The 16,971-nt window shown below is 70.9% G+C and carries 21 protein-coding genes; 8 read left to right on the top strand and 13 right to left on the bottom strand.

From position 1 onward, the window contains the following. Positions 1 to 14 precede the first annotated feature (14 nt). From ACYBSK_RS23600 to ACYBSK_RS23575, 6 genes are all read right to left on the bottom strand, one after another. A complete protein-coding gene (locus ACYBSK_RS23600; RefSeq protein WP_457479223.1) occupies positions 15 to 260 on the bottom strand; it encodes a gas vesicle protein GvpG in 246 nt (81 codons plus the stop codon). A gap of 7 nt (positions 261 to 267) precedes the next feature. Continuing rightward, a complete protein-coding gene (locus ACYBSK_RS23595) occupies positions 268 to 1,011 on the bottom strand; it encodes a GvpL/GvpF family gas vesicle protein (protein ID WP_460243222.1) in 744 nt (247 codons plus the stop codon). Then, entirely contained in the window at positions 1,008 to 1,424 is a 417-nt protein-coding gene (locus ACYBSK_RS23590; RefSeq protein WP_457479221.1) for a gas vesicle structural protein GvpA, read from the bottom strand. Before ACYBSK_RS23590 ends, ACYBSK_RS23595 begins: the two co-directional genes overlap by 4 nt. Positions 1,425 to 1,516: 92 nt before the next feature. Further along, on the bottom strand, positions 1,517 to 1,900 hold the full coding sequence (locus ACYBSK_RS23585; RefSeq protein WP_460243221.1) for a gas vesicle protein GvpO: 384 nt from the start codon (positions 1,898 to 1,900) through the stop codon (positions 1,517 to 1,519). A 112-nt stretch (positions 1,901 to 2,012) separates the two neighbouring features. Further along, positions 2,013 to 2,390, bottom strand: a complete 378-nt coding sequence (locus ACYBSK_RS23580) for a hypothetical protein (RefSeq protein ID WP_460243220.1) — start codon at positions 2,388 to 2,390, stop codon at positions 2,013 to 2,015. A 189-nt stretch (positions 2,391 to 2,579) separates the two neighbouring features. Further along, positions 2,580 to 2,984 (bottom strand): STAS domain-containing protein, encoded by a 405-nt coding sequence (locus ACYBSK_RS23575; RefSeq protein WP_457479219.1) that lies wholly within the window; start codon positions 2,982 to 2,984, stop codon positions 2,580 to 2,582. 140 nt (positions 2,985 to 3,124) lie between these two features. Between ACYBSK_RS23575 and ACYBSK_RS23570 the strand changes: the two genes are divergently transcribed. From ACYBSK_RS23570 to ACYBSK_RS23555, 4 genes are all read left to right on the top strand, one after another. Continuing rightward, positions 3,125 to 3,559 carry an ATP-binding protein gene (locus ACYBSK_RS23570; protein ID WP_460243219.1) on the top strand — a complete coding sequence of 145 codons (435 nt, stop codon included), beginning with the start codon at positions 3,125 to 3,127 and terminating at the stop codon, positions 3,557 to 3,559. A 114-nt stretch (positions 3,560 to 3,673) separates the two neighbouring features. After that, positions 3,674 to 4,543, top strand: coding sequence for a SigB/SigF/SigG family RNA polymerase sigma factor (locus tag ACYBSK_RS23565; RefSeq protein ID WP_460243218.1), 870 nt, complete (start codon positions 3,674 to 3,676; stop codon positions 4,541 to 4,543). Between the two features lie 157 nt (positions 4,544 to 4,700). Further along, the gene (locus ACYBSK_RS23560; RefSeq protein ID WP_460243217.1) at positions 4,701 to 5,198 is read left to right on the top strand and encodes a MarR family winged helix-turn-helix transcriptional regulator; all 498 of its coding nucleotides are present in this window, start codon (positions 4,701 to 4,703) and stop codon (positions 5,196 to 5,198) included. Between the two features lie 190 nt (positions 5,199 to 5,388). Beyond that, on the top strand, positions 5,389 to 6,570 hold the full coding sequence (locus ACYBSK_RS23555; protein WP_460243216.1) for a PP2C family protein-serine/threonine phosphatase: 1,182 nt from the start codon (positions 5,389 to 5,391) through the stop codon (positions 6,568 to 6,570). A 128-nt stretch (positions 6,571 to 6,698) separates the two neighbouring features. Here the strand turns inward: ACYBSK_RS23555 and ACYBSK_RS23550 are convergent, their stop codons facing one another. After that, positions 6,699 to 6,872: a CsbD family protein gene (locus ACYBSK_RS23550; protein ID WP_457479214.1), complete on the bottom strand. Its 174-nt coding sequence runs from the start codon at positions 6,870 to 6,872 to the stop codon at positions 6,699 to 6,701. 79 nt (positions 6,873 to 6,951) lie between these two features. Then, complete coding sequence (locus ACYBSK_RS23545) at positions 6,952 to 7,449, bottom strand: MarR family transcriptional regulator (protein WP_460243215.1); 498 nt, start codon at positions 7,447 to 7,449, stop codon at positions 6,952 to 6,954. 488 nt (positions 7,450 to 7,937) lie between these two features. Here ACYBSK_RS23545 and ACYBSK_RS23540 point away from each other — a divergent pair, with 488 nt between their 5' ends. The 4 genes from ACYBSK_RS23540 to ACYBSK_RS23525 are packed head-to-tail and all read left to right on the top strand — an operon-like array spanning position 7,938 to position 12,003. After that, complete coding sequence (locus tag ACYBSK_RS23540) at positions 7,938 to 9,626, top strand: PP2C family protein-serine/threonine phosphatase (RefSeq protein WP_460243214.1); 1,689 nt, start codon at positions 7,938 to 7,940, stop codon at positions 9,624 to 9,626. Beyond that, entirely contained in the window at positions 9,623 to 10,726 is a 1,104-nt protein-coding gene (locus ACYBSK_RS23535; RefSeq protein ID WP_460243213.1) for a cobalamin B12-binding domain-containing protein, read from the top strand. The genes ACYBSK_RS23540 and ACYBSK_RS23535 overlap by 4 nt, the downstream gene beginning before the upstream one ends. Next, positions 10,723 to 11,082, top strand: a complete 360-nt coding sequence (locus tag ACYBSK_RS23530) for an STAS domain-containing protein (protein WP_457479211.1) — start codon at positions 10,723 to 10,725, stop codon at positions 11,080 to 11,082. Before ACYBSK_RS23535 ends, ACYBSK_RS23530 begins: the two co-directional genes overlap by 4 nt. Before the next feature lie 42 nt (positions 11,083 to 11,124). Beyond that, the gene (locus ACYBSK_RS23525; RefSeq protein WP_460243212.1) at positions 11,125 to 12,003 is read left to right on the top strand and encodes a SigB/SigF/SigG family RNA polymerase sigma factor; all 879 of its coding nucleotides are present in this window, start codon (positions 11,125 to 11,127) and stop codon (positions 12,001 to 12,003) included. Positions 12,004 to 12,038: 35 nt separating this feature from the next. Here ACYBSK_RS23525 and ACYBSK_RS23520 read toward each other — a convergent pair whose 3' ends face one another. The 5 genes from ACYBSK_RS23520 to tcuA are packed head-to-tail and all read right to left on the bottom strand — an operon-like array spanning position 12,039 to position 16,839. Further along, positions 12,039 to 12,980 (bottom strand): amino acid ABC transporter permease, encoded by a 942-nt coding sequence (locus ACYBSK_RS23520; RefSeq protein ID WP_457479209.1) that lies wholly within the window; start codon positions 12,978 to 12,980, stop codon positions 12,039 to 12,041. Further along, the gene (locus ACYBSK_RS23515; protein WP_460243211.1) at positions 12,977 to 13,621 is read right to left on the bottom strand and encodes an amino acid ABC transporter permease; all 645 of its coding nucleotides are present in this window, start codon (positions 13,619 to 13,621) and stop codon (positions 12,977 to 12,979) included. The genes ACYBSK_RS23520 and ACYBSK_RS23515 overlap by 4 nt, the downstream gene beginning before the upstream one ends. 7 nt (positions 13,622 to 13,628) lie before the next feature. Next, positions 13,629 to 14,504: a glutamate ABC transporter substrate-binding protein gene (locus ACYBSK_RS23510; protein WP_457479207.1), complete on the bottom strand. Its 876-nt coding sequence runs from the start codon at positions 14,502 to 14,504 to the stop codon at positions 13,629 to 13,631. Positions 14,505 to 14,527: 23 nt separating this feature from the next. Continuing rightward, entirely contained in the window at positions 14,528 to 15,310 is a 783-nt protein-coding gene (locus tag ACYBSK_RS23505) for an amino acid ABC transporter ATP-binding protein (protein ID WP_460243210.1), read from the bottom strand. 47 nt (positions 15,311 to 15,357) lie between these two features. Beyond that, positions 15,358 to 16,839 (bottom strand): FAD-dependent tricarballylate dehydrogenase TcuA, encoded by a 1,482-nt coding sequence (gene tcuA, locus ACYBSK_RS23500; protein ID WP_460243209.1) that lies wholly within the window; start codon positions 16,837 to 16,839, stop codon positions 15,358 to 15,360. Positions 16,840 to 16,971 lie beyond the last annotated feature (132 nt).

Raw genomic sequence — 16,971 nt, 5'->3', positions numbered from 1 at the left:
CGCGCCGTCTCACGTCACGCGCCTGTTGATCTGATGCGGCTGGCTTCCAGCCGGTCGAGAAGTTCGTCCTCCGTGCGGTCGAACGTCTCCTCGTCGATCTCGCCCGCCTCCAACTGGGCCTCCAGCTGCCGCAGTTGGGCTTGGATCGCCGAGGGGTCGTAGTACTGGCGCTCCGCGTCGGCGACCACCTGGTCCAGGACCCACAGGGAGCCCCGTACGGGAGCGAGCGGCAGGAGGAGGACCTCGCTCAGCAGTCCCATGAGGGCCTCACCCCGCGGTGGTGGCCGCCGGGGTCTGCTCCACGAAGCTGTAGGGCGGCAGCGGCCCGTTCACCCGGAACACGAGGTGGGGGTGTTCCGTGCGCAGTTCCTCGATCGCCTCCAGCAGGCGCTCGGAGGAGGCACGGTCCACCAGGAAGGAGAGGTTGGTGATCCAGCCGGTGCTGTCGGGCGCGGGGCTGATCGCGTCCGCGTGCGGCTCCAGCCGCGACCGCACCACCTCGCCGTCCTCGGCCTCGCGCTGCTGCACGGCCTTGGCGACCATCTCGCCCAGCCGCATCTTGTCCTCGTGGCTGCCGCCGCCGGCGGCGCGGTTGCGCTCGACCAGCGCGCGCAGATCGGGCTGGTCCGTCATGACGGCGCGCAGGACCGCCTCTTCGTCGTGCTGCGCCTTGACGTTGTACTCGACGCGGTCGCGCAGGGCCGTCAGGCGTTCCTGGTAGTGGTCCGCGTGCTCCTCGAGCGCCGCCGCGACCGCGTCGTCGTCCGTGGCGACGCTGCCGAAGCGCATGGGCAGCACGGTGCCCCCGCCGCCGGCCTCGGACAGGACGTTCTGGTGGGCCAGCAGGTCCCGGCGCTTGGGCCGCAGGTTCTCCGGGGAGTCGCTGACCAGGGCGGCGAGCCCGCCGCCGGTGACGGTGCGGACGGTCAGCGCCGGGCTGCCGATGCCCTCCATGCCTTCGGGCAGGCTGGGGTGGTCGGCGGCCGTGATGCCGTAGACGTACGTGCTCATTCCTGCTCCTCCTTACGGCTCGACGTACGGCGCTGACGCGGCCGGGACTGGCTCCTGCCTTCCTCCCGGGCCTGGCTGAAGGCGTCGGATATGGTCTCCGCCGCTCCGGACAGGGCGCCCTTGGTCTTGCCGCGCGCGCCGGACTCCATGCTGTCGCCGACGATGTCCGTCAGACCGGACGGCTTCTTGCTGCCGGTCTCCAGGTCGAGTCGGTTGCAGGCCTCGGCGAAGCGCAGGTACGTGTCCACGCTGGCGACCACGACGCGAACGTCGATCTTCAGGATCTCGATGCCGACGAGGGACACGCGGACGAAGGCGTCGATGACGAGGCCGCGGTCCAGGACGAGTTCGAGGACGTCGTAGAGACCGCTCGAACCTCCGCCTCCGCCGCTCTGTGTGGTGGCAACGGTCATGACTGTTCCTCCCGTTCCTCTGTGTGAGGGGGTGTGTTGTGTGTGACATGTGCCGGGTGGGGTGTGCGCCGCGCGTGCGGCGCCCCCCCGGATCAGCCGGAGTTGCGGCTGTCGGAGCGGCCGCGTTCGTAGCGTCCGAGGCGTCGGTAGCCCGTGAGCACCCCTTCGCTGTCGAGCGTGACCTCGTAGCTGGCGAGCAGGCTCATCGTGTCGGGGACCCGGGAGAGTTCCAGGATCTCGACCTCCAGCAGCCACCCGTCCTCGGTGGCGTTGAACGTGGACACCGCCTCGACGGGCTTGCCCGTGAGCTCGGCGAGCTGTTCGCGTGCCTCACGGATCGCCTCGGCGGGACGCAGCCTTTTCGGGCGTCGCGGCGGAGGGGATTCGCTTTGACGGCTGGAACTCCGGGGTTTCTTGGCGCTTGATTCTTTTCGTGCGTCGGGCTCGGCGTCGGCCGAACCGGAAGAGTTGGACATGGAAACCTCTCGTCCCCCGTGCCCGTTCATGGGTGGCCGGTAAAGGGGCGCCATTCAAGGGGCGCCGACACATTGTTCGGACGTCGGCAGATGTGTGACGTCCGACGACCCATCAGAAACGGCCGCCGGTCGCCCGGGTGATCGGGCCGTGGCCGCGTCGGGCGCTGGCACGGCCGAGACCGTAGGTGCCGGCCAACGCGGCGAGCAGGCCGACGGTGGTGCCCGCCGCGATCGCCTTGCGGTGCTTCACGAAGCCCCAGGCGGCCGTCGCCGCTTGGGCGGACTTCGCCGGAACCGTGGTCAAGAACTCGCCGCCGGCCTTCGCACGCGAGGCGAGCGTGACCACCTGGCCCGCTCCCTGCGCGGCGGCGTCGGTGCTCTTGGACGCGGCGGTCTTCGCGGCCTTCGCGGAGTCCGCGGTCGCCTTCGACGCGGCGGCCTTCGCCTTCGTGCTCTGTACGGGCTGTTCGCTCTTGGCAGCTTCAGTCATGCACCCCGATTTGCCGTCACCGCGCTCCTGAAACAGATCCGTGAAAATTCGGCGGCGAAGCAGGGGAGAAAAAATCCGGGACCGGCCCCGCGGGTGTTGATCAGGTAATGGCAGGGGCGCTTCGCGACGCGGCGGGTTTCCGGGTCCCGGTGAAGTAAACGTGACGGGAGGCGACGCGGGAGGGCGCCGTCAGTGCGCCGGTTCGTCGGGCGTCGAGGTGCTGTCGTCGTCGAGGAGCGCGTGGACGCGCCGCACCCCTTCCTCGCGGTCGGCGGCCAGGTCCAGGACCTCGCCGACACCGGTGACCTCGAACAGCCTGTGGACGGGGCTCTGGTAGGGGCCCGCCAGGACGAAGGGCCTCGACACCGCCTGGTGATCGGCGTGGGCGCGCAGGATCAGGTTCAGCAGCGTGCTGTCGGCGAAGGACAGCCCGGCCAGGTCGAGGAGCGTGCCGGTGGTACTCGGGTCGGTGCGCGCGTTCTCCAGCGCGAGCATGACCTCGGGCTCGTCCGAGAAGTCCAGGTCGTAGCGCAGGGGGACGATGACCACCTGCTGGTGACGGACGAGCTCGATGCTCTGTCTTTCGGAAGTCATCCGCTGAGCCTCCCACACGCTCTTCACCGTTCCACCCCCCGGATCCCCTCGCCGGTCCGGTACGGCCGCCGGGCGACGTGTGGGGCCTGCCGGGCCGGGCACACGAAAGCGGACCGAAGCGATGAAAGCGGGGACCGCACATGGACGACGACACGGCCGACGGCGCGATGACCGTGGTGGAAGCGGGGGAAACGGCGACCGAGCCGGAGTGCGAGAACATCAGCTGCGCGGACGCCCGGATCATGGTCCGCTCGGTACTGATGGAGGTGTGCTGCGGGCTGCCGCTGGCCCGCGCGCGGCGGCTGCACGACGACGCGCTGCTCGTGGTCAGCGAACTGGTCTCGAACGCGCTGCTTCATGCGGGCGCGGTGACCGGCTTCTCCGCCCGGCTGACCGGGCACGAGCTGCACCTGAAGGTCAGCGATGCCGGAGCCGGCATGCCGCGGGACCGCAAGCCGGTGCCCGGCCGGCAGGGCGGATACGGCTGGCAGATCATCCAGCGCCTGTGCACGCGGGTGCGGGTCGACGGGGGGCCGGGCGGGAAGACGGTGACGGCGGTCCTGGCCCTGGTGTGAACGCCGCGCGCGGGACGGGGTTTTCCGTAGGTATACGCGGGCGACTCGGGGGTATCCGCAGGCGTAAGCGGTGTGTCCGAAAGAGCACACGACGAGAGACAGAGGCTTGCGGCGATGAGCACCATGGCAGTTGACGAGCAGACGCACAGGACGGCCGGCGGGGCCGACGTGGGGCTGATCGAGCGTGTCTGTGCCGATCCTTCCGCTGTGCGGCCGAAGGATGCCCGTGAGGTCGGCCGGCACTTCTTCGACCGCCTCTCCCGACTGGAGGAGGGCACGCCCGAGTACAGCTACGTGCGCGGCGTGCTCATCGAGGTGAATCTCTCGCTGGTGCGGTACGCGGCCACCAGGTTCAGGCACCGCGGCCCGGAGGAGATGGAGGACATCGTCCAGGTCGGCACGATCGGCCTCATCAAGGCGATCGACCGGTTCGAGCTGTCCCGCGAGGTCGAGTTCACGACGTTCGCCGTGCCCTACATCGTCGGTGAGATCAAGCGGTTCTTCCGTGACACGTCCTGGGCCGTGCACGTGCCGCGCCGTCTCCAGGAGGCGCGCATCGAGCTGGCCAAGGCCACGGAGGAGTTGAGCACCCGGCTCGGCCGCACCCCCTCGACGGCGGAGCTGGCGGAGCTGATGCAGCTCGACGCGGGGGAGGTGGCCGAGGCGCAGAAGGCGTCCAACGGCTACAACAGCGTCTCCCTGGACGCGGCGGTGAACGGCACCGGCGACGACTCCGACCCCCTGCTCGCCGACTTCATCGGCATGGAGGAGGACCGCTTCGAACTCGTGGAGGACTTCCACTCCCTCGCCCCGCTGATCGCCGATCTGAACGAGCGGGACCGGCGCCTGATCCACCTCCGCTTCGTCGAGGAGCGCACCCAGCAGGACATCGCGGACGAACTCGGCTACTCGCAGATGCATGTGTCGCGCCTGATCTCCAAGGTGGTGGCCCGGCTCCGTGCGGGACTGATGGCCGCGGAGTGACCGCGTCCGGGCCGGCCCCGACCCCGCCCGCCCGGCGGCCGGCCCCGTCCACTACCCTGGAAGGCCCCCAACTTGCCCAGGCCGTTCCGGGTGCTCTGCCCGTGACGGCCCGAAGCGACAGACAGCCACGTCACTCTCGGCCAGAGAGGGTGTATGAATGCCCCGAAACCTACCTCCCCGTAATCCCGAGCAGGTGGCCCACGCGGCGAACCGCGTGGGCGAACTGCTCGAGGTCCTGTGGGGGCGGGCGCAGGAGAAGGCTCCTGCGGGGCCGATACCGCCCTCGCAGCTGCGCGCCCTGAAGGTGGTCGAGGGTCAGCGGAGCGTCAACCAGCGCACGTTGGGGGAGGCGCTGGGAACCGGACCGTCCTCCGTCAGCCGGCTGTGCGACCGCCTGGTCGCCGCCGGCCTGCTGGAGCGGGTCCCCAGCACGACGAGCCGGCGCGAGGTCGAACTGACCCTGAGCGCACAGGGCGCCAAGGTGCTCGACGAACTGCGCCTGGCGCGCACCCGCGAGGTCCAGGCGGTGCTGCAAACGATGGCGCCCGCCCAACTCGGCTTGCTGGCCGAGGGGTTGGAGAACCTCCGGGAGGCCGCGACGGCCCGCGTCGGTCTGCGCACGGCCGCGAACGAGGACACCTCCGAGACCGCCTGACCCCCTGCGGCACGCCCGAGCCCGTGGTCGTACGCGGCCGCAGCGGCGGCCGGCGCACCCCCGCTTCCGGCGAAGCCGGGGATACACTGAATCATTGCCCCATGACAACAGTTGTTGTGGGGCTACGATTTGTTCGGCTTGAACTCCCGACCGCTGCTGAGCTGTGCTCGCACCACCAACGAAGGCTGCCGTGACCAACTTCCTGGCTGTGGAGCGCGCGCTGCGCACCGCCGCACCGTACGACCTGCTTCCGGCGGCGCGGGCCGCGCTGGTCGAGCACTATGGAGCGCTGCACGTCGATCTGCTGCTCGTCGACTACGGCTTCAAGGTGCTCCAATCCGTCACCGACGGTCCGGGCGACGGTCGGCAGCTGTCGGTGCACGGCAGTCCTCAGGGGCGGGCGTTCGAGAGCCGCGAGCCCGCACAGGTCGTCCGGTACGAGGACACCGTCGAGCTGCATGTGCCGGTGAGCGCGCGCGGTGACCGGATGGGCATCCTGTCCGTGCGGCTGCCGGAGGAGAAGGTCCTGCCGCACGTCGTCGACGAGCTCACGGCCATCGCCGACGTCGTCGGGCACGAGATCCTCGTCGCGGAGCGGGACACGGACGTCTACCTCCAGGCCCGCCGGGCCAGCCGGCTCACGCTGGCGGCCGAGGTGCAGTGGCACCTCCTGCCCGGACGGGCGTGCAGCCGCAAGGAGTACGCGATCGGGGCCCAACTGGAGCCCGCGTACGCCATCTACGGGGACAACTTCGACTGGGCCGAGACCGAGAAGACGCTCACCCTCAGCATCACCAACGGGATGGGCGAAGGAATCCAGGCGTCCTTGCTGACCAGCCTGGCCGTCAACGCGCTGCGCAACGCGCGGCGAGCGGGCATCGGCATCGCGGACCAGGCGGCCCTGGCAGATCAGGCCCTGTTCGCCCAGTACCGCGGTGAGCACCACGTCGCGACGCTGCTCCTCTCCTTCGACCTGGACACCGGCCGCGTCGAGGTCGTCGACGGCGGCTCCCCGCAGCTGTGGCGCCACCGGGGCAGGACGGTGGAGCACATCTCCTTCGACGAACAGCTGCCGCTGGGCATGTTCGAGGAGACCGACTACGTCACCCAGGAGTTCCAGGTGGAGCGGGGGGACCGGCTGATCTTCGTCAGCGACGGCGTGTTCGCCGCGGCGTCGGACAAGGGGGAGACCTTCGGCGAGAAGATGCTGGCGCGCGCCATCCAGGCGGCCCGGCTGCTGCCGGCGGCCGCCGTGCCCCGCGCGATCCTGCACGAGCTCTCCCAGTACCTGGACGCGGGCGCGGGCCCCGAAGTCGCCGACGACGCGCTGGTGTTGTGCCTGGACTGGTTCGGCCGCGACACCGGCTCCTGACCTCCGGCGGCCTGGCGACGCCCGGCGCACATGCGTGGTGGGCGGCCCCTTCGAGAGGGCCGCCCACCAGGCGTTCGAGCGCACTGAACGCGGCGCCCCGAGGGGCGGCGGTCCAGTGGTTCAGTGACTCAGTGCTTGCCGATGTCCTTCGTCTTCTCCTTGGCCTGGCGGGCGTCGCCCTTCATCTGCTGGGCGCGGCCCTCCGCCGTGAGGCGTTCGTTGCCCACGGCCCGGCCGAGGGCCTCCTTCGCGGCGCCAGTGGCCTGCTCGGTCTTTGCCTTGGCCTTCTCGCCGGCGGTCATCTCCGCTCACACTCCTTGGCATCGACATCATGTGCTGCCCTCCGCTTGGCCGCTCAGGAGCGAGGTAAACATCCGCGCCTCAGGGACGCTCCGGCTCGTCGAGGCCGGACGCCCGCGACGCCGCGGCGAAGCCGTGCAGCCCGGCCAGCAGGTGCCGGCGCGTGTGCTCCGGCATGCGGTCGAGCACCTCGGTGAGCAGGCGCTCGCGCCGGGCCGAAACCGCGTCGAGCGCGTCGTGCCCGCGCCGGGTGAGCGTCAGGCCGACCGCGCGGCGGTTGACGGGGGAGGGCTCGCGGCGGAGCAGGCCCGCTGCTTCGAGCCGGTCGCACAGTCTGCTGGCCGCCGACGGCACGGTGCCGAGTGCCTCGGCCAGGGTGCCGAGACTGAGGCCGGGCGTGGTCCGGGCCGTGTGCAGGGCATGGAGTTGCAGGGCGGAGAGCTTGGGTGTGCCGGCTCCCGCGGTACGCGTCCACAAAGCCACGAGCAGGTCGACTGCCGCCGTGGTCTCCGGCGGCAGCGAGGGCCTGGGGTCTTCCAGCGGGCCGATGAAGTCACCGCGACCGTCTCGGTCGTCCATGAGATGAAGCTAACCTCTCGCGAGCTGAGGCAGTCGGTACGCCGTACCCCCGTGACCCTCGTATTCCCGTCGCGCGCGAAATATCCATCCGGGCCGTGATGATCTCGGGTGCGGTTGTGAAGGTTTGACGGAACGAATCAATAATGGGCGGGATGTTGCTCGTCGCGGATCGTTGCGCATGGGAACGCCGCATGCTTCTCGCGGATCGGCGCGTCCCGAAAGCGCACGTCACACCGCCGTACTCGGTTTGTCCCGCCCGTCTTGGGTACCCGGTGTCAGCTCGTGACGGCCGGTCGACTCTCGTCGAGCGGCGGTCGCGGGAACTTCGGGGTGGACGTGGTTGCCGCGAACCCTTCGACCGTGCGACTGTTGCCCCATGGCAACTGTTACGATGATCTTGGATCAGCCTGGGACGGTCAATCGACGTTGATGGCTGCTTCAGGACCCCAGCGAAGGGTGGTGGGGACCCCGCACCGCGCGGGTCCCGCATGATGAAGTCCCCAACGAAGTCCCGTACGGATCCGGTGAGTTCCCGAAGCGCCGACCCCGCGGCCGGTCGCGACACGGCGTACCCGGTGGTCACGGTCGACGGAGCGGGCCGCGTACTGTCCCGCAACGACGAGGCCGTCGCCCTCCTGGGCGAGGTGCGCACCGGCGCGCTGCTCGCGGACGTGGCACCCGCCTGGCTGGCCGCTGCGCACGCGGACGTCGCCGGAGCCGCCGCGGACGGCGGCGCGGGCCAAGTCGCGGCGGTGCGGGGCCGCATCGGCGAGTCGACGGTGGACGCCCTTCCCAGCCGCGCCGGCGGCGGCGCGGTGTCGTGGTGGCTGGTCGACGACGTCGAACTGCGGAACGTACGCGAGGAGTTGACCCACGAGAGGGACCGCGCACGGGTCCTGCGGGAGATATCCAGCGAACTGCTGGCATCGCTGAACGTGGACCGATGCATGGAGGTGACCGCCCGCATGGCCGCGCAGCATCTCGCGGACGCGGCGGTCATCGTCGGCGTCCGGTCCGGCCGCATGCACCCCGTCACCCGGTGCTTCACCGGCGGGCCGGTGGAGCAGGAAATGGTCGCGCTGGACCCGGAGAGCATGCCGGGGCTCGCGGAGGCGCTGGCGGGCTTTCCTCCCGTGCCCTCCCGATGGATAGACCCCAGTCTCGTCCCGGACTGGGCGATCCCGGCGCAGTTCCCGGCCGGGCGCGCGCAGATCGGCTCCATCGTGGTGGTGCCGCTGCCCGGACACGGGGTCCCGGCCGGTGCCATCGTGCTGCTGCGGCAGAGCGAGGAAGCGGCGTTCACCGCGACCGAGGAGGCCTTCGCCCGGCTCTTCGCCGCCCGCGCGGGCGTGGCCCTGTCCTCGGCGCGGATCTACGCCGAGCAGGCCCACATCACCGACGTACTGATGCGGGAGCTGCTGCCCCCGGCCCTGGAGAGGGTGCACGGCATCGACTTCTCCGGCCGCTACCGGGCGGCGTCGGCCGCCGACCGGATCGGCGGCGACTTCTACGACGTCCACCCCGCAGACAGCGAGGACGCGGAGACCTTCGTGGTCCTGGGCGACGTGTGCGGCAAGGGACTCGAGGCGGCCGTCCTGACCGGGAAGATCCGCAACACGATCGAGGCGCTGCTGCCGTTCGCCGCCGATCACCTGAGGGTCCTCACGCTGCTGAACAACGCGCTGCTGTCGTCCCACCACACCCGGTTCGCGACACTCGCCCTGGCCTCGGCGCGGCGCGAGGGCAGCCGTGTGCGCCTGCGCGTCTCCAGCGCCGGACACCCCACCCCGCTGATCCTGCGCACCGACGGACAGGTGGAGGAGGCCGACACCAAGGGTGTGCTGATCGGGGCCCTGCCCACCGACCGGCTCAAGCTCACCACCGCGGCCGTGGACCTCGCCCCGGGAGAGACCTGCCTGCTCTACACCGACGGCATCACCGAAGCCCGCGGCGGACCGCTCGGCGACGCCATGTTCGGCGAAGAACGCCTGCGCAACACGCTGGCCGAGTGCGCGGGCCTGCCGGCCGAAGCGGTCACGGAACGGCTCCAGATGGTCGCCGCGCAATGGGTCGGCGACGGACCGCACGACGACACGGCCGTACTGGCCATCACCGCGCCGCGCACCCACCACCTCGCGGCCGTCGACGGACACACCCGAGGCAGGTTCACTCCATGACCACACCAGACGTCACCCGGGGCGGGGCGTCGGCCAGCCCCGACGAACTGCGCGAGCAGCTGTGGCGGGCGGCGATCGACTGCGACGAGGTCCACGCCGTGGCCCTCGTCCGCAACGCCGTGGGCGACGGCACGCCCGTGCAGGTGCTCGCCGCGGCGGAACGGACGCTGCTGGAGATGATCGCGCCGGTGCAGAAACGTGTCGGCGTCCAGTGGGCCGCCAACGCCATCACGGTCGCGCAGGAGCACGCGGCGACCGCCATCAACGAACACTGCGTCTCCGCCGTCGTCGACCGCGCCGCCGAGGCACTCGCCGACGTGACCCCGCTGGGCCGCGTGACGGTCGCCTGCGTGGACGGCGAATGGCATGCCCTGCCGGCCCGCCTGCTCGCCGCGGTGCTCCGGCTGCGCGGCTGGCACGTGGACTACCTGGGCGCGCAGGTCCCCACCGAGCACCTCATCGCCCACCTCCACCGGCGCCCGGCCGACGCCGTGCTGCTGTCCTCGTCCATCCCGGCGCACCTGCCCACCGCCCACACGGCGATCAGCGCCTGCCAGGCCGCCGGAGTCCCCGTCATGGCCGGCGGTGCCGCGTTCGGCCCGCAAGGCCGGTACGCGCTGCGCATGCAGGCCGCCTGGGCCCCGGACGCGCCCGGCGCCCACACCCTGCTGATGAAGGGACTCGACCGGCCCACCGCGGACGCGGCCCGGCTGCCGGACCTGGACCTGCCGCACCTCACCGACCAGGAGTACACCCTGATCAGGCAGACGACGCGGCAACTGGTCAAGCAGACCCTCACCGACGTCGCGGACGGCTTCCCTCCCATGCGCTCCTACACCGAGTACCAACTCGAGCGCACCGCCGAGGACATCCAGCACATCGTCACCTACCTCGCCACGGCCGTGTACGTCGACGACGCCGACCTGTTCACGAGCTTCATCACGTGGACCGCCGACATCCTCCGGGCCCGCGGCGTGCCGCCGAAGAGCCTGCTGCCCGCCCTCGACTCGCTGCGGCGCCAGCTGACCGACTTCCCGCGCGCCACCGCCGTCCTCACCGCCGCGCACACCGCGCTCGCCGCCCCCGGGCAGCCCGCATGATCGCCGTCCAGCTCGGCACCGCCGGCCCGCACGACGGTGTGCTCGGCCTCCGGGTGACCGGAGCGCTCGACTTCGACACCTGCGACATCTTCATCCGGCAGGCCACCCGGATCCTGGACGCCCATCCCGCCCTGCGGGCCCTGGAGTTGGACTGCTCCCACCTGAGCGGCATCGACTCCATGGGCCTGTCCACCCTCCTGGCCCTGCGCCGCCGACTCGACAAGGACCACGTGACCCTGAACCTGACCCGACGCTCGGCACGACTCGAGCAACTCCTGACCATCACCGGGACCCTCGACTACCTCCACGGCGAGACGGCACCGGCGGCCGGCGCGCCACCGGGCCCCGGCAGATGACCGAGCACGACAGCACACCATGAAATTCGAAGGGGCGGACGCATGATCAATGTGACAGCACGCGAACAGACCCAGAGCGCGATCGCGGAGGCCGGGGCCGACCAGGAGAGTCTGGTGGCGCGCGCGTACGCGGACCCGACCTCGATAGCGCCGAAGGACGCCCGCAGCGTCGTCCGGCACTTCTTCACCCGCCTCGCCGAACTCGAAGAGGGCACGCCCGAATACAGCTACGTACGCAATGTCCTCATCGAGGTGAACCTCTCCCTGGTGCAGTACGCGGCGTCGCGGTTCAAGCACCGCGGACCGCAGGAGATGGAGGACATCGCGCAGGTCGGCACCATCGGCCTGATCAAGGCGATCGACCGCTTCGAGATCAGCCGCGAGGTCGAGTTCACCTCCTTCGCCATCCCGTACATCACCGGCGAGATCAAGCGGTTCTTCCGTGACACCTCCTGGGCCGTGCACGTGCCCCGCCGCCTTCAGCAGGCGCGGCTCGAACTGTCCCGTGCCACGGAGGAGTTGCGCACCCGCCTGGGCCGGCTGCCCACCACGGCGGAGCTCGCCGAGCTGATGCAGCTGGACCCGTCCGAGGTGGCCGAGGCGCAGAAGGCCGCCAACGGCTACAACAGCGTCTCCCTGGAGGCGGCGACCACCAGCAGGGACGGCGAGGGAGAAGGCCTGCTCGGCGACTTCCTCGGTTTCGACGAGGAACGCTTCGAACTCGTCGAGAACTTCCATTCCCTGGCCCCCCTGGTCGCCGACCTCGACGAGCGGGACCGCCGCCTCATCCACCTCCGCTTCGTCGAGGAACACACCCAGCGCGAGATCGCCGAGGAGCTCGGCTGCTCGCAGATGCACGTGTCGCGGCTGATCTCGCGGGTGGTGACGAAGCTGCGGAACGGCCTGATGGCCGGTCAGTAACGCCTGTGATCCATGTAGTTGTGGACCCGGGAGCGTCACGCGGCCGCACGCACCGTGCGGCCGAAGCGGCGGCGCTCCCGGGTCTCCAGGCGGCGTGCGGCGGCGGTGAGCGCGACGTTGACCAGCATGAAGACGAGGGAAGCGACCACGTAGGCCTGGAGCACCGAGGCGCTGAAGTACTGGCCGACGATGGTGGCGCTGCGCAGCATCTCGATGTACCCGCCGAGCACGAACGCCAGGGCGGTGCCCTTGAGGAGGATCACCAGCTGGCTCACGAGGGCCGGGCTCATCGCCCGCAGCGCCTGGGGCAGCACCACGTACCAGGTGGTGCCCGCCCGGCTGAAGCCGAGGGCCAGGGCCGCCTCCGACTGGCCCCTCGGCAGTGCCCGGATGCCGGCCCGGACGATGTCCGCGATCGCCGCTCCGTTGAACAGGGTCAGACCGGCGACCAGGAACCAGAAGTCGGACAGGCGCAGGCCCCAGGACGGCAGGACGAGCGAGAGGAAGTACAGCAGCAGGAGCAGCGGGACGCTCCGGAACAGTTCGACCGCCGTGCGTACCGGCCACCTCACCGCGCGGCGACGCGCCAGCAGGCCCAGGCCCAGCACGATGCCCATGACCATCGACAGCAGCATGCCCGCGAGGGCCGCGCGGAGGTTGTTCAGCAGGCCCTCGCCGAGGAACAGCCACAGCCGATGGTCGGCGAAGGGCCGCCACGCCTGAGCGGACAGCTCTCCCGCCGCCGCGCAGCGGTGCACGGCGTACGCGAGCAGCGCGGCCAGCGCGACACAACTCAGCGCTTCCAGAACGCGGTTGCGGGCCAGGGTGCGCGGGCCGGAGACGTCGGCGAGGGGGTTCGCCGGGGTCGCTGTGCGGGGCCGCGAGCGACGGCCGCCGCTCGCGGGGACCGCTGCCTGAGGGGCCTGGCGGGCGGCGCCGGGGAGCGTCTGCCGCTCCGATAGGTTGTCGGTGCTCATCGCTGGAACGCCACCCTCTTCTCCAGGTTGTTGACGCCCGCGCCCAGGGCCACACCCAGCAGGACGTAGGCGATGACGGCGCCGCCGAAGACGACGAACGTCTCGGCCTCCTCGACCGCCACCTTGTTGGTCATGAACGTGAATTCGGCGACGCCGATGACGGCGGCGACCGAGGTGTTCTTCATCATCGTGATCAGCACCGACCCCAGCGGCTGCACGACGGCGGAGAAAGCCTGGGGGAGGACGACGAAGCGCAGCAGGCGCAAGGGGCCGAAGCCGAGCGCGCGGGCCGCCTCCACCTCGCCGCGGGGGATGGTGTTGATGCCCGCGTGCACGGTCTCGGCGACGAAGGCGGCGGTGTAGACGATCAGCACGATCACTGCCGAGGTGAACAGGGGATAGCTGATGCCCAGCACCGGCAGCCCGAAGACGAAGAGCACCATCTGCATCGGCAGCGGCACGTTGCGGAACACCGTCGTGTAGGCGAGGGCCGCCGCGCGGGCGGGGCGCAGGGAACTGAGCGCCAGCGCGGCCAGCACCGTTCCCACGGCGAGGGAACCGAGCGCGGCGAGGACGATGAGCAGCAGGGTCGTGCCGAACGCCTCGGCGAACTCGGGGGCGTGGTCTACGAGTACGGTCATCTGGGGCTCACAGGGTCGTTTCCGGCGGGGACGGTGCGACGTGGGTGACCTTGCCGACGGTGTCGCGGTAGGCCTGTCGCCAGCGGCCGTCCTCGGCGATCCGGTCGAGGAACGCGTCGAGGTGGCGGTGGAGCGCGCGGTCGCCCTTGGGCAGGCCGACGGCGACCTCCTCCGGCTCCAGATGGCCGGGGACGACGGCGAGTCCGTCCGGGTTCTGCTTCTCCAGGCCGATCAGGATGGACTCGCTGGTGACCATGGCGTCGACGCGGCGGTCCTTGAGCGCCTGGGCGCAGTAGCTGTACGCGCTGAACTCGCGCAGCTCGGCGCGGGGCGCGAGGTGGGGCAGGACCTCGGCGGAGGTGGAGCCCTGCGCGACGCACACCGGACGGCCGTTGAGGTCCGCCGCCCCGCGGATGGACCGCTCGCCCTTGCGGGTCATGATGGAGATGCCGGTGTCGAAGTAGGGCCCGGCGAACGCGACCTGCTTCTTGCGCTTGGCGTTCACCACGTAGCTGGCGAGCACCAGATCGACCTTGCCCTGCTGGAGGAACGCCTCCCGGTTCGCGGTGACGGTCTCGACGTAGGTGATGTTCTCCTTGCTGCCCGTCAGGTCCTCGGCGATGAGGCGGGCGATCTCGATGTCGAAGCCCTCGGGTTCGCCGGTGAGCGGGTTGAGCAGGCCGAAGGCGGGTTGGTCGTACTTGACGCCGACGATGAGCCGGCCGCGTTCGCGAATCTTGTCCATCGTGCTGCCGGCCGGGAAGGCGCCGGTCCGTGCCGCGGTCCTCGGCCCGGGATCGTCGCTGGTGGAGCATCCCGTGCCGAGGGAGGCTGCCAGGACGAGACCGAGGACCGCGGCCGCCGTGCGGGTGCTACTGCGCATGGTGCGGCTCCTGGGGCGTGCGGTCAGTGGACGGAGGACAGGAAGGCGCGCGCCCGTTCGCTCCTGGGCGCGGTGAAGAACTCCTCGGGTTCCGCGGTCTCGACGACCCGTCCGGCGTCCATGAAGACGATCCGGTCGGCGCAGTCGCGGGCGAAGCTCATCTCGTGGGTGACGACGAGCATGGTGGTGCCCGCCTCCGCCAACTCCCGCATGGTGGCCAGGACTTCGCGGGTCATCTCCGGGTCGAGGGCGGAGGTGGGCTCGTCGAAGAGGAGCACCTTGGGCTCCATGGCGAGGGCCCGTGCGATCGCGGCGCGCTGGCTCTGGCCGCCGGAGAGCTGGGCGGGGTAGGAGTGGACGCGGTCGGCGAGACCCACCCGGCCGAGGAGGCGCCTTGCCCGCTCCTCGGCCTCCGCCCTGCCGAGCCCGAGGATGCGCCGGGGCGCGAGGGCGACGTTGGCCAGGACGGACTTGTGCGCGAAGAGGTTGAAGGACTGGAAGACCATGCCCACCTCGGCGCGGAAGCGGTACAGCTCGCGGCCCTCCAGCGGCTGCGGGCGGCCGTCCACCCGTATCTCGCCCTCGTCGACGGCCTCCATCCGGTTGATGCACCGGCACAGCGTGGACTTCCCGGAGCCGGAGGGCCCGAGGACGACGACGACCTCGCCCCGGTCGACGGTCAGGTCCACATCGGTCAGCGCCTGGAAGTCGCCGAACCGCTTTCCCGCCGAACGTACTTCGACGAGGCTGCGCGTGGGCGCCGGGTCCTTCGGGGCTGGGGATGGTGCGGGTGGTGCGGTGCTCATCGTCCGTCCTCCTTGACAGTGATGGGGCACGGGGCGTGGGAGAGACCTCAGCCGCGGTCGGCGACGGCGGCGCGGCCGGCACGGCGGCCGAAGACGGAACCCGCCGTCAGGCCGGAGCCGCCCGGGTAGTTGAAGTAGAAGAGCCCGCCGACCAGTTCACCGGCAGCGTAGAGACCGGGCACCGCGTGGCCGGAGGTGTCGAGGACCCGGGCCTGCGCGTCGATCCGCACGCCGCCGAAGGTGAAGGTGATGCCGCAGGTGACGGGGTAGGCGTGGTACGGGGCGGTGTCGATCGGCTGCGCCCAGTTGGACTTGGGCGGGGTGACGCCGACGGTCCGCTTGCCGTCCTTGACCGTCGGGTCGAAGGGCTCGTCGGTGACGCCCGCGTTGTACTCCTTCAGCGTGGCGAGGAACTGGGCCTGGTCGACGCCGATCAGCTCCGCGAGCTCCTCCAGGGTGTCGGCGGTGTGGTGGGTGACGCCCTCGGACAGGTACTCCTCCGGGCGCAGCAGCGGCGCCGACTTGGCGTCGAAGACCTGCACGGCGGTGCTGCCGGGCTGCTTGAGGATCTCCGCGCCGTACTTGGCGTAGGTGTAGTTGCGGAAGTCCGCGCCCTCGTCGACGAAGCGCCGCCCCTCGGTGTTGACGACGACCCCGAACGGGTAGCCGCCGCGCGTCAGTTGGTTGGTCAGCTCCAGATCGCCGGTGGCGGGGGCGCCCGCGTCCCAGGCGACCGAGTGGCAGCCGCTCCAGTTGCCGTAGGGCTGCGCACCCGCGTCCAGCGCCATGCGGATGCCGTCACCCGTGTTGTACGGCGTGCCGCGGACCAGCGCCAGGTCCCACCCGGCGCCGAGGTAACCGGCCCGCATCTGCGGATTGGCCTCGAAGCCGCCGCTGGTCAGCACGGTGGCGCGGGCCCGCAGTTCCTCGGGCCCGTCCGCCCCGGCGACGGTCACCCCCGTGACCTCGCCCGCCTCCCCGGTCAGCAGCCCGGACACGCGGGCGTCGAAGCGGACGGTGACGCCACCCGCCTCGGCGGCGGCCAGGTGCTGGGCGATCATGCCCTTGCCGCCGCCCACGACGCCGACCGCGAGACCGCCCCAGAACCGGAACCGTCCGTCGACCTCGTACGCCTGGCGGTGGTACATCAACTCGAAGCGCAGGCCCGTGCGGTGCAGCCACTCGATGGTCTGCCGGGACTCGGCGGCGAGGATGCCGGACAGCTCCGGGTCCGTGCGCCCCCGGGACACGCGCTGGAGGTCGGCCGTGAAGTCCTCGGCGGTGTACGGGGCGAGGTCGGTGCGGTCCTGGCGGTCCTCCGTCATCCCCTCGACCAGCGGGCCGAGGTCGTCCAGGCCGCCGTGGACGGTGCGCATGGCACCGGCGGTGAAGTACGAGTTGCCACCCATCCAGGCGCGGGGGGCCTTCTCCAACAGGAGTACGCGACCACCGTCCTGCGCCGCCGCGTGCGCGGCGCTGAAGCCGGCGTTGCCGCCGCCGACGACGATGACGTCCCACTGCTCGCTCATTGGTACCTCGTTCCGTGCTGGGCCGGTGTGCTGCGCGGGCGCTTCTCGGGGTGCTCCCACGGGGCGTGGAGAACGCCGTGGCGCTCGTTGCATGCCTTTGTATGCAACGAGCGCCAGTTGTATGCCCAATGA

The sequence above is a fragment of the Streptomyces sp. BYX5S genome (assembly GCF_054724165.1).
Note: the sequence above shows the minus strand (reverse complement) of the source record. Positions and strands in the feature narration are given on the sequence as shown.

Coding starts and splice junctions, on each gene's coding strand:
- ACYBSK_RS23600 (WP_457479223.1), bottom strand. CDS start 260: ATGGGACTGCTGAGCGAGGTCCTCCTCCTGCCGCTCGCTCCCGTACGG.
- ACYBSK_RS23595 (WP_460243222.1), bottom strand. CDS start 1,011: ATGAGCACGTACGTCTACGGCATCACGGCCGCCGACCACCCCAGCCTG.
- ACYBSK_RS23590 (WP_457479221.1), bottom strand. CDS start 1,424: ATGACCGTTGCCACCACACAGAGCGGCGGAGGCGGAGGTTCGAGCGGT.
- ACYBSK_RS23585 (WP_460243221.1), bottom strand. CDS start 1,900: ATGTCCAACTCTTCCGGTTCGGCCGACGCCGAGCCCGACGCACGAAAA.
- ACYBSK_RS23580 (WP_460243220.1), bottom strand. CDS start 2,390: ATGACTGAAGCTGCCAAGAGCGAACAGCCCGTACAGAGCACGAAGGCG.
- ACYBSK_RS23575 (WP_457479219.1), bottom strand. CDS start 2,984: ATGACTTCCGAAAGACAGAGCATCGAGCTCGTCCGTCACCAGCAGGTG.
- ACYBSK_RS23570 (WP_460243219.1), top strand. CDS start 3,125: ATGGACGACGACACGGCCGACGGCGCGATGACCGTGGTGGAAGCGGGG.
- ACYBSK_RS23565 (WP_460243218.1), top strand. CDS start 3,674: ATGAGCACCATGGCAGTTGACGAGCAGACGCACAGGACGGCCGGCGGG.
- ACYBSK_RS23560 (WP_460243217.1), top strand. CDS start 4,701: ATGCCCCGAAACCTACCTCCCCGTAATCCCGAGCAGGTGGCCCACGCG.
- ACYBSK_RS23550 (WP_457479214.1), bottom strand. CDS start 6,872: ATGACCGCCGGCGAGAAGGCCAAGGCAAAGACCGAGCAGGCCACTGGC.
- ACYBSK_RS23545 (WP_460243215.1), bottom strand. CDS start 7,449: ATGGACGACCGAGACGGTCGCGGTGACTTCATCGGCCCGCTGGAAGAC.
- ACYBSK_RS23540 (WP_460243214.1), top strand. CDS start 7,938: ATGATGAAGTCCCCAACGAAGTCCCGTACGGATCCGGTGAGTTCCCGA.
- ACYBSK_RS23535 (WP_460243213.1), top strand. CDS start 9,623: ATGACCACACCAGACGTCACCCGGGGCGGGGCGTCGGCCAGCCCCGAC.
- ACYBSK_RS23530 (WP_457479211.1), top strand. CDS start 10,723: ATGATCGCCGTCCAGCTCGGCACCGCCGGCCCGCACGACGGTGTGCTC.
- ACYBSK_RS23525 (WP_460243212.1), top strand. CDS start 11,125: ATGATCAATGTGACAGCACGCGAACAGACCCAGAGCGCGATCGCGGAG.
- ACYBSK_RS23520 (WP_457479209.1), bottom strand. CDS start 12,980: ATGAGCACCGACAACCTATCGGAGCGGCAGACGCTCCCCGGCGCCGCC.
- ACYBSK_RS23515 (WP_460243211.1), bottom strand. CDS start 13,621: ATGACCGTACTCGTAGACCACGCCCCCGAGTTCGCCGAGGCGTTCGGC.
- ACYBSK_RS23510 (WP_457479207.1), bottom strand. CDS start 14,504: ATGCGCAGTAGCACCCGCACGGCGGCCGCGGTCCTCGGTCTCGTCCTG.
- ACYBSK_RS23505 (WP_460243210.1), bottom strand. CDS start 15,310: ATGAGCACCGCACCACCCGCACCATCCCCAGCCCCGAAGGACCCGGCG.
- tcuA (WP_460243209.1), bottom strand. CDS start 16,839: ATGAGCGAGCAGTGGGACGTCATCGTCGTCGGCGGCGGCAACGCCGGC.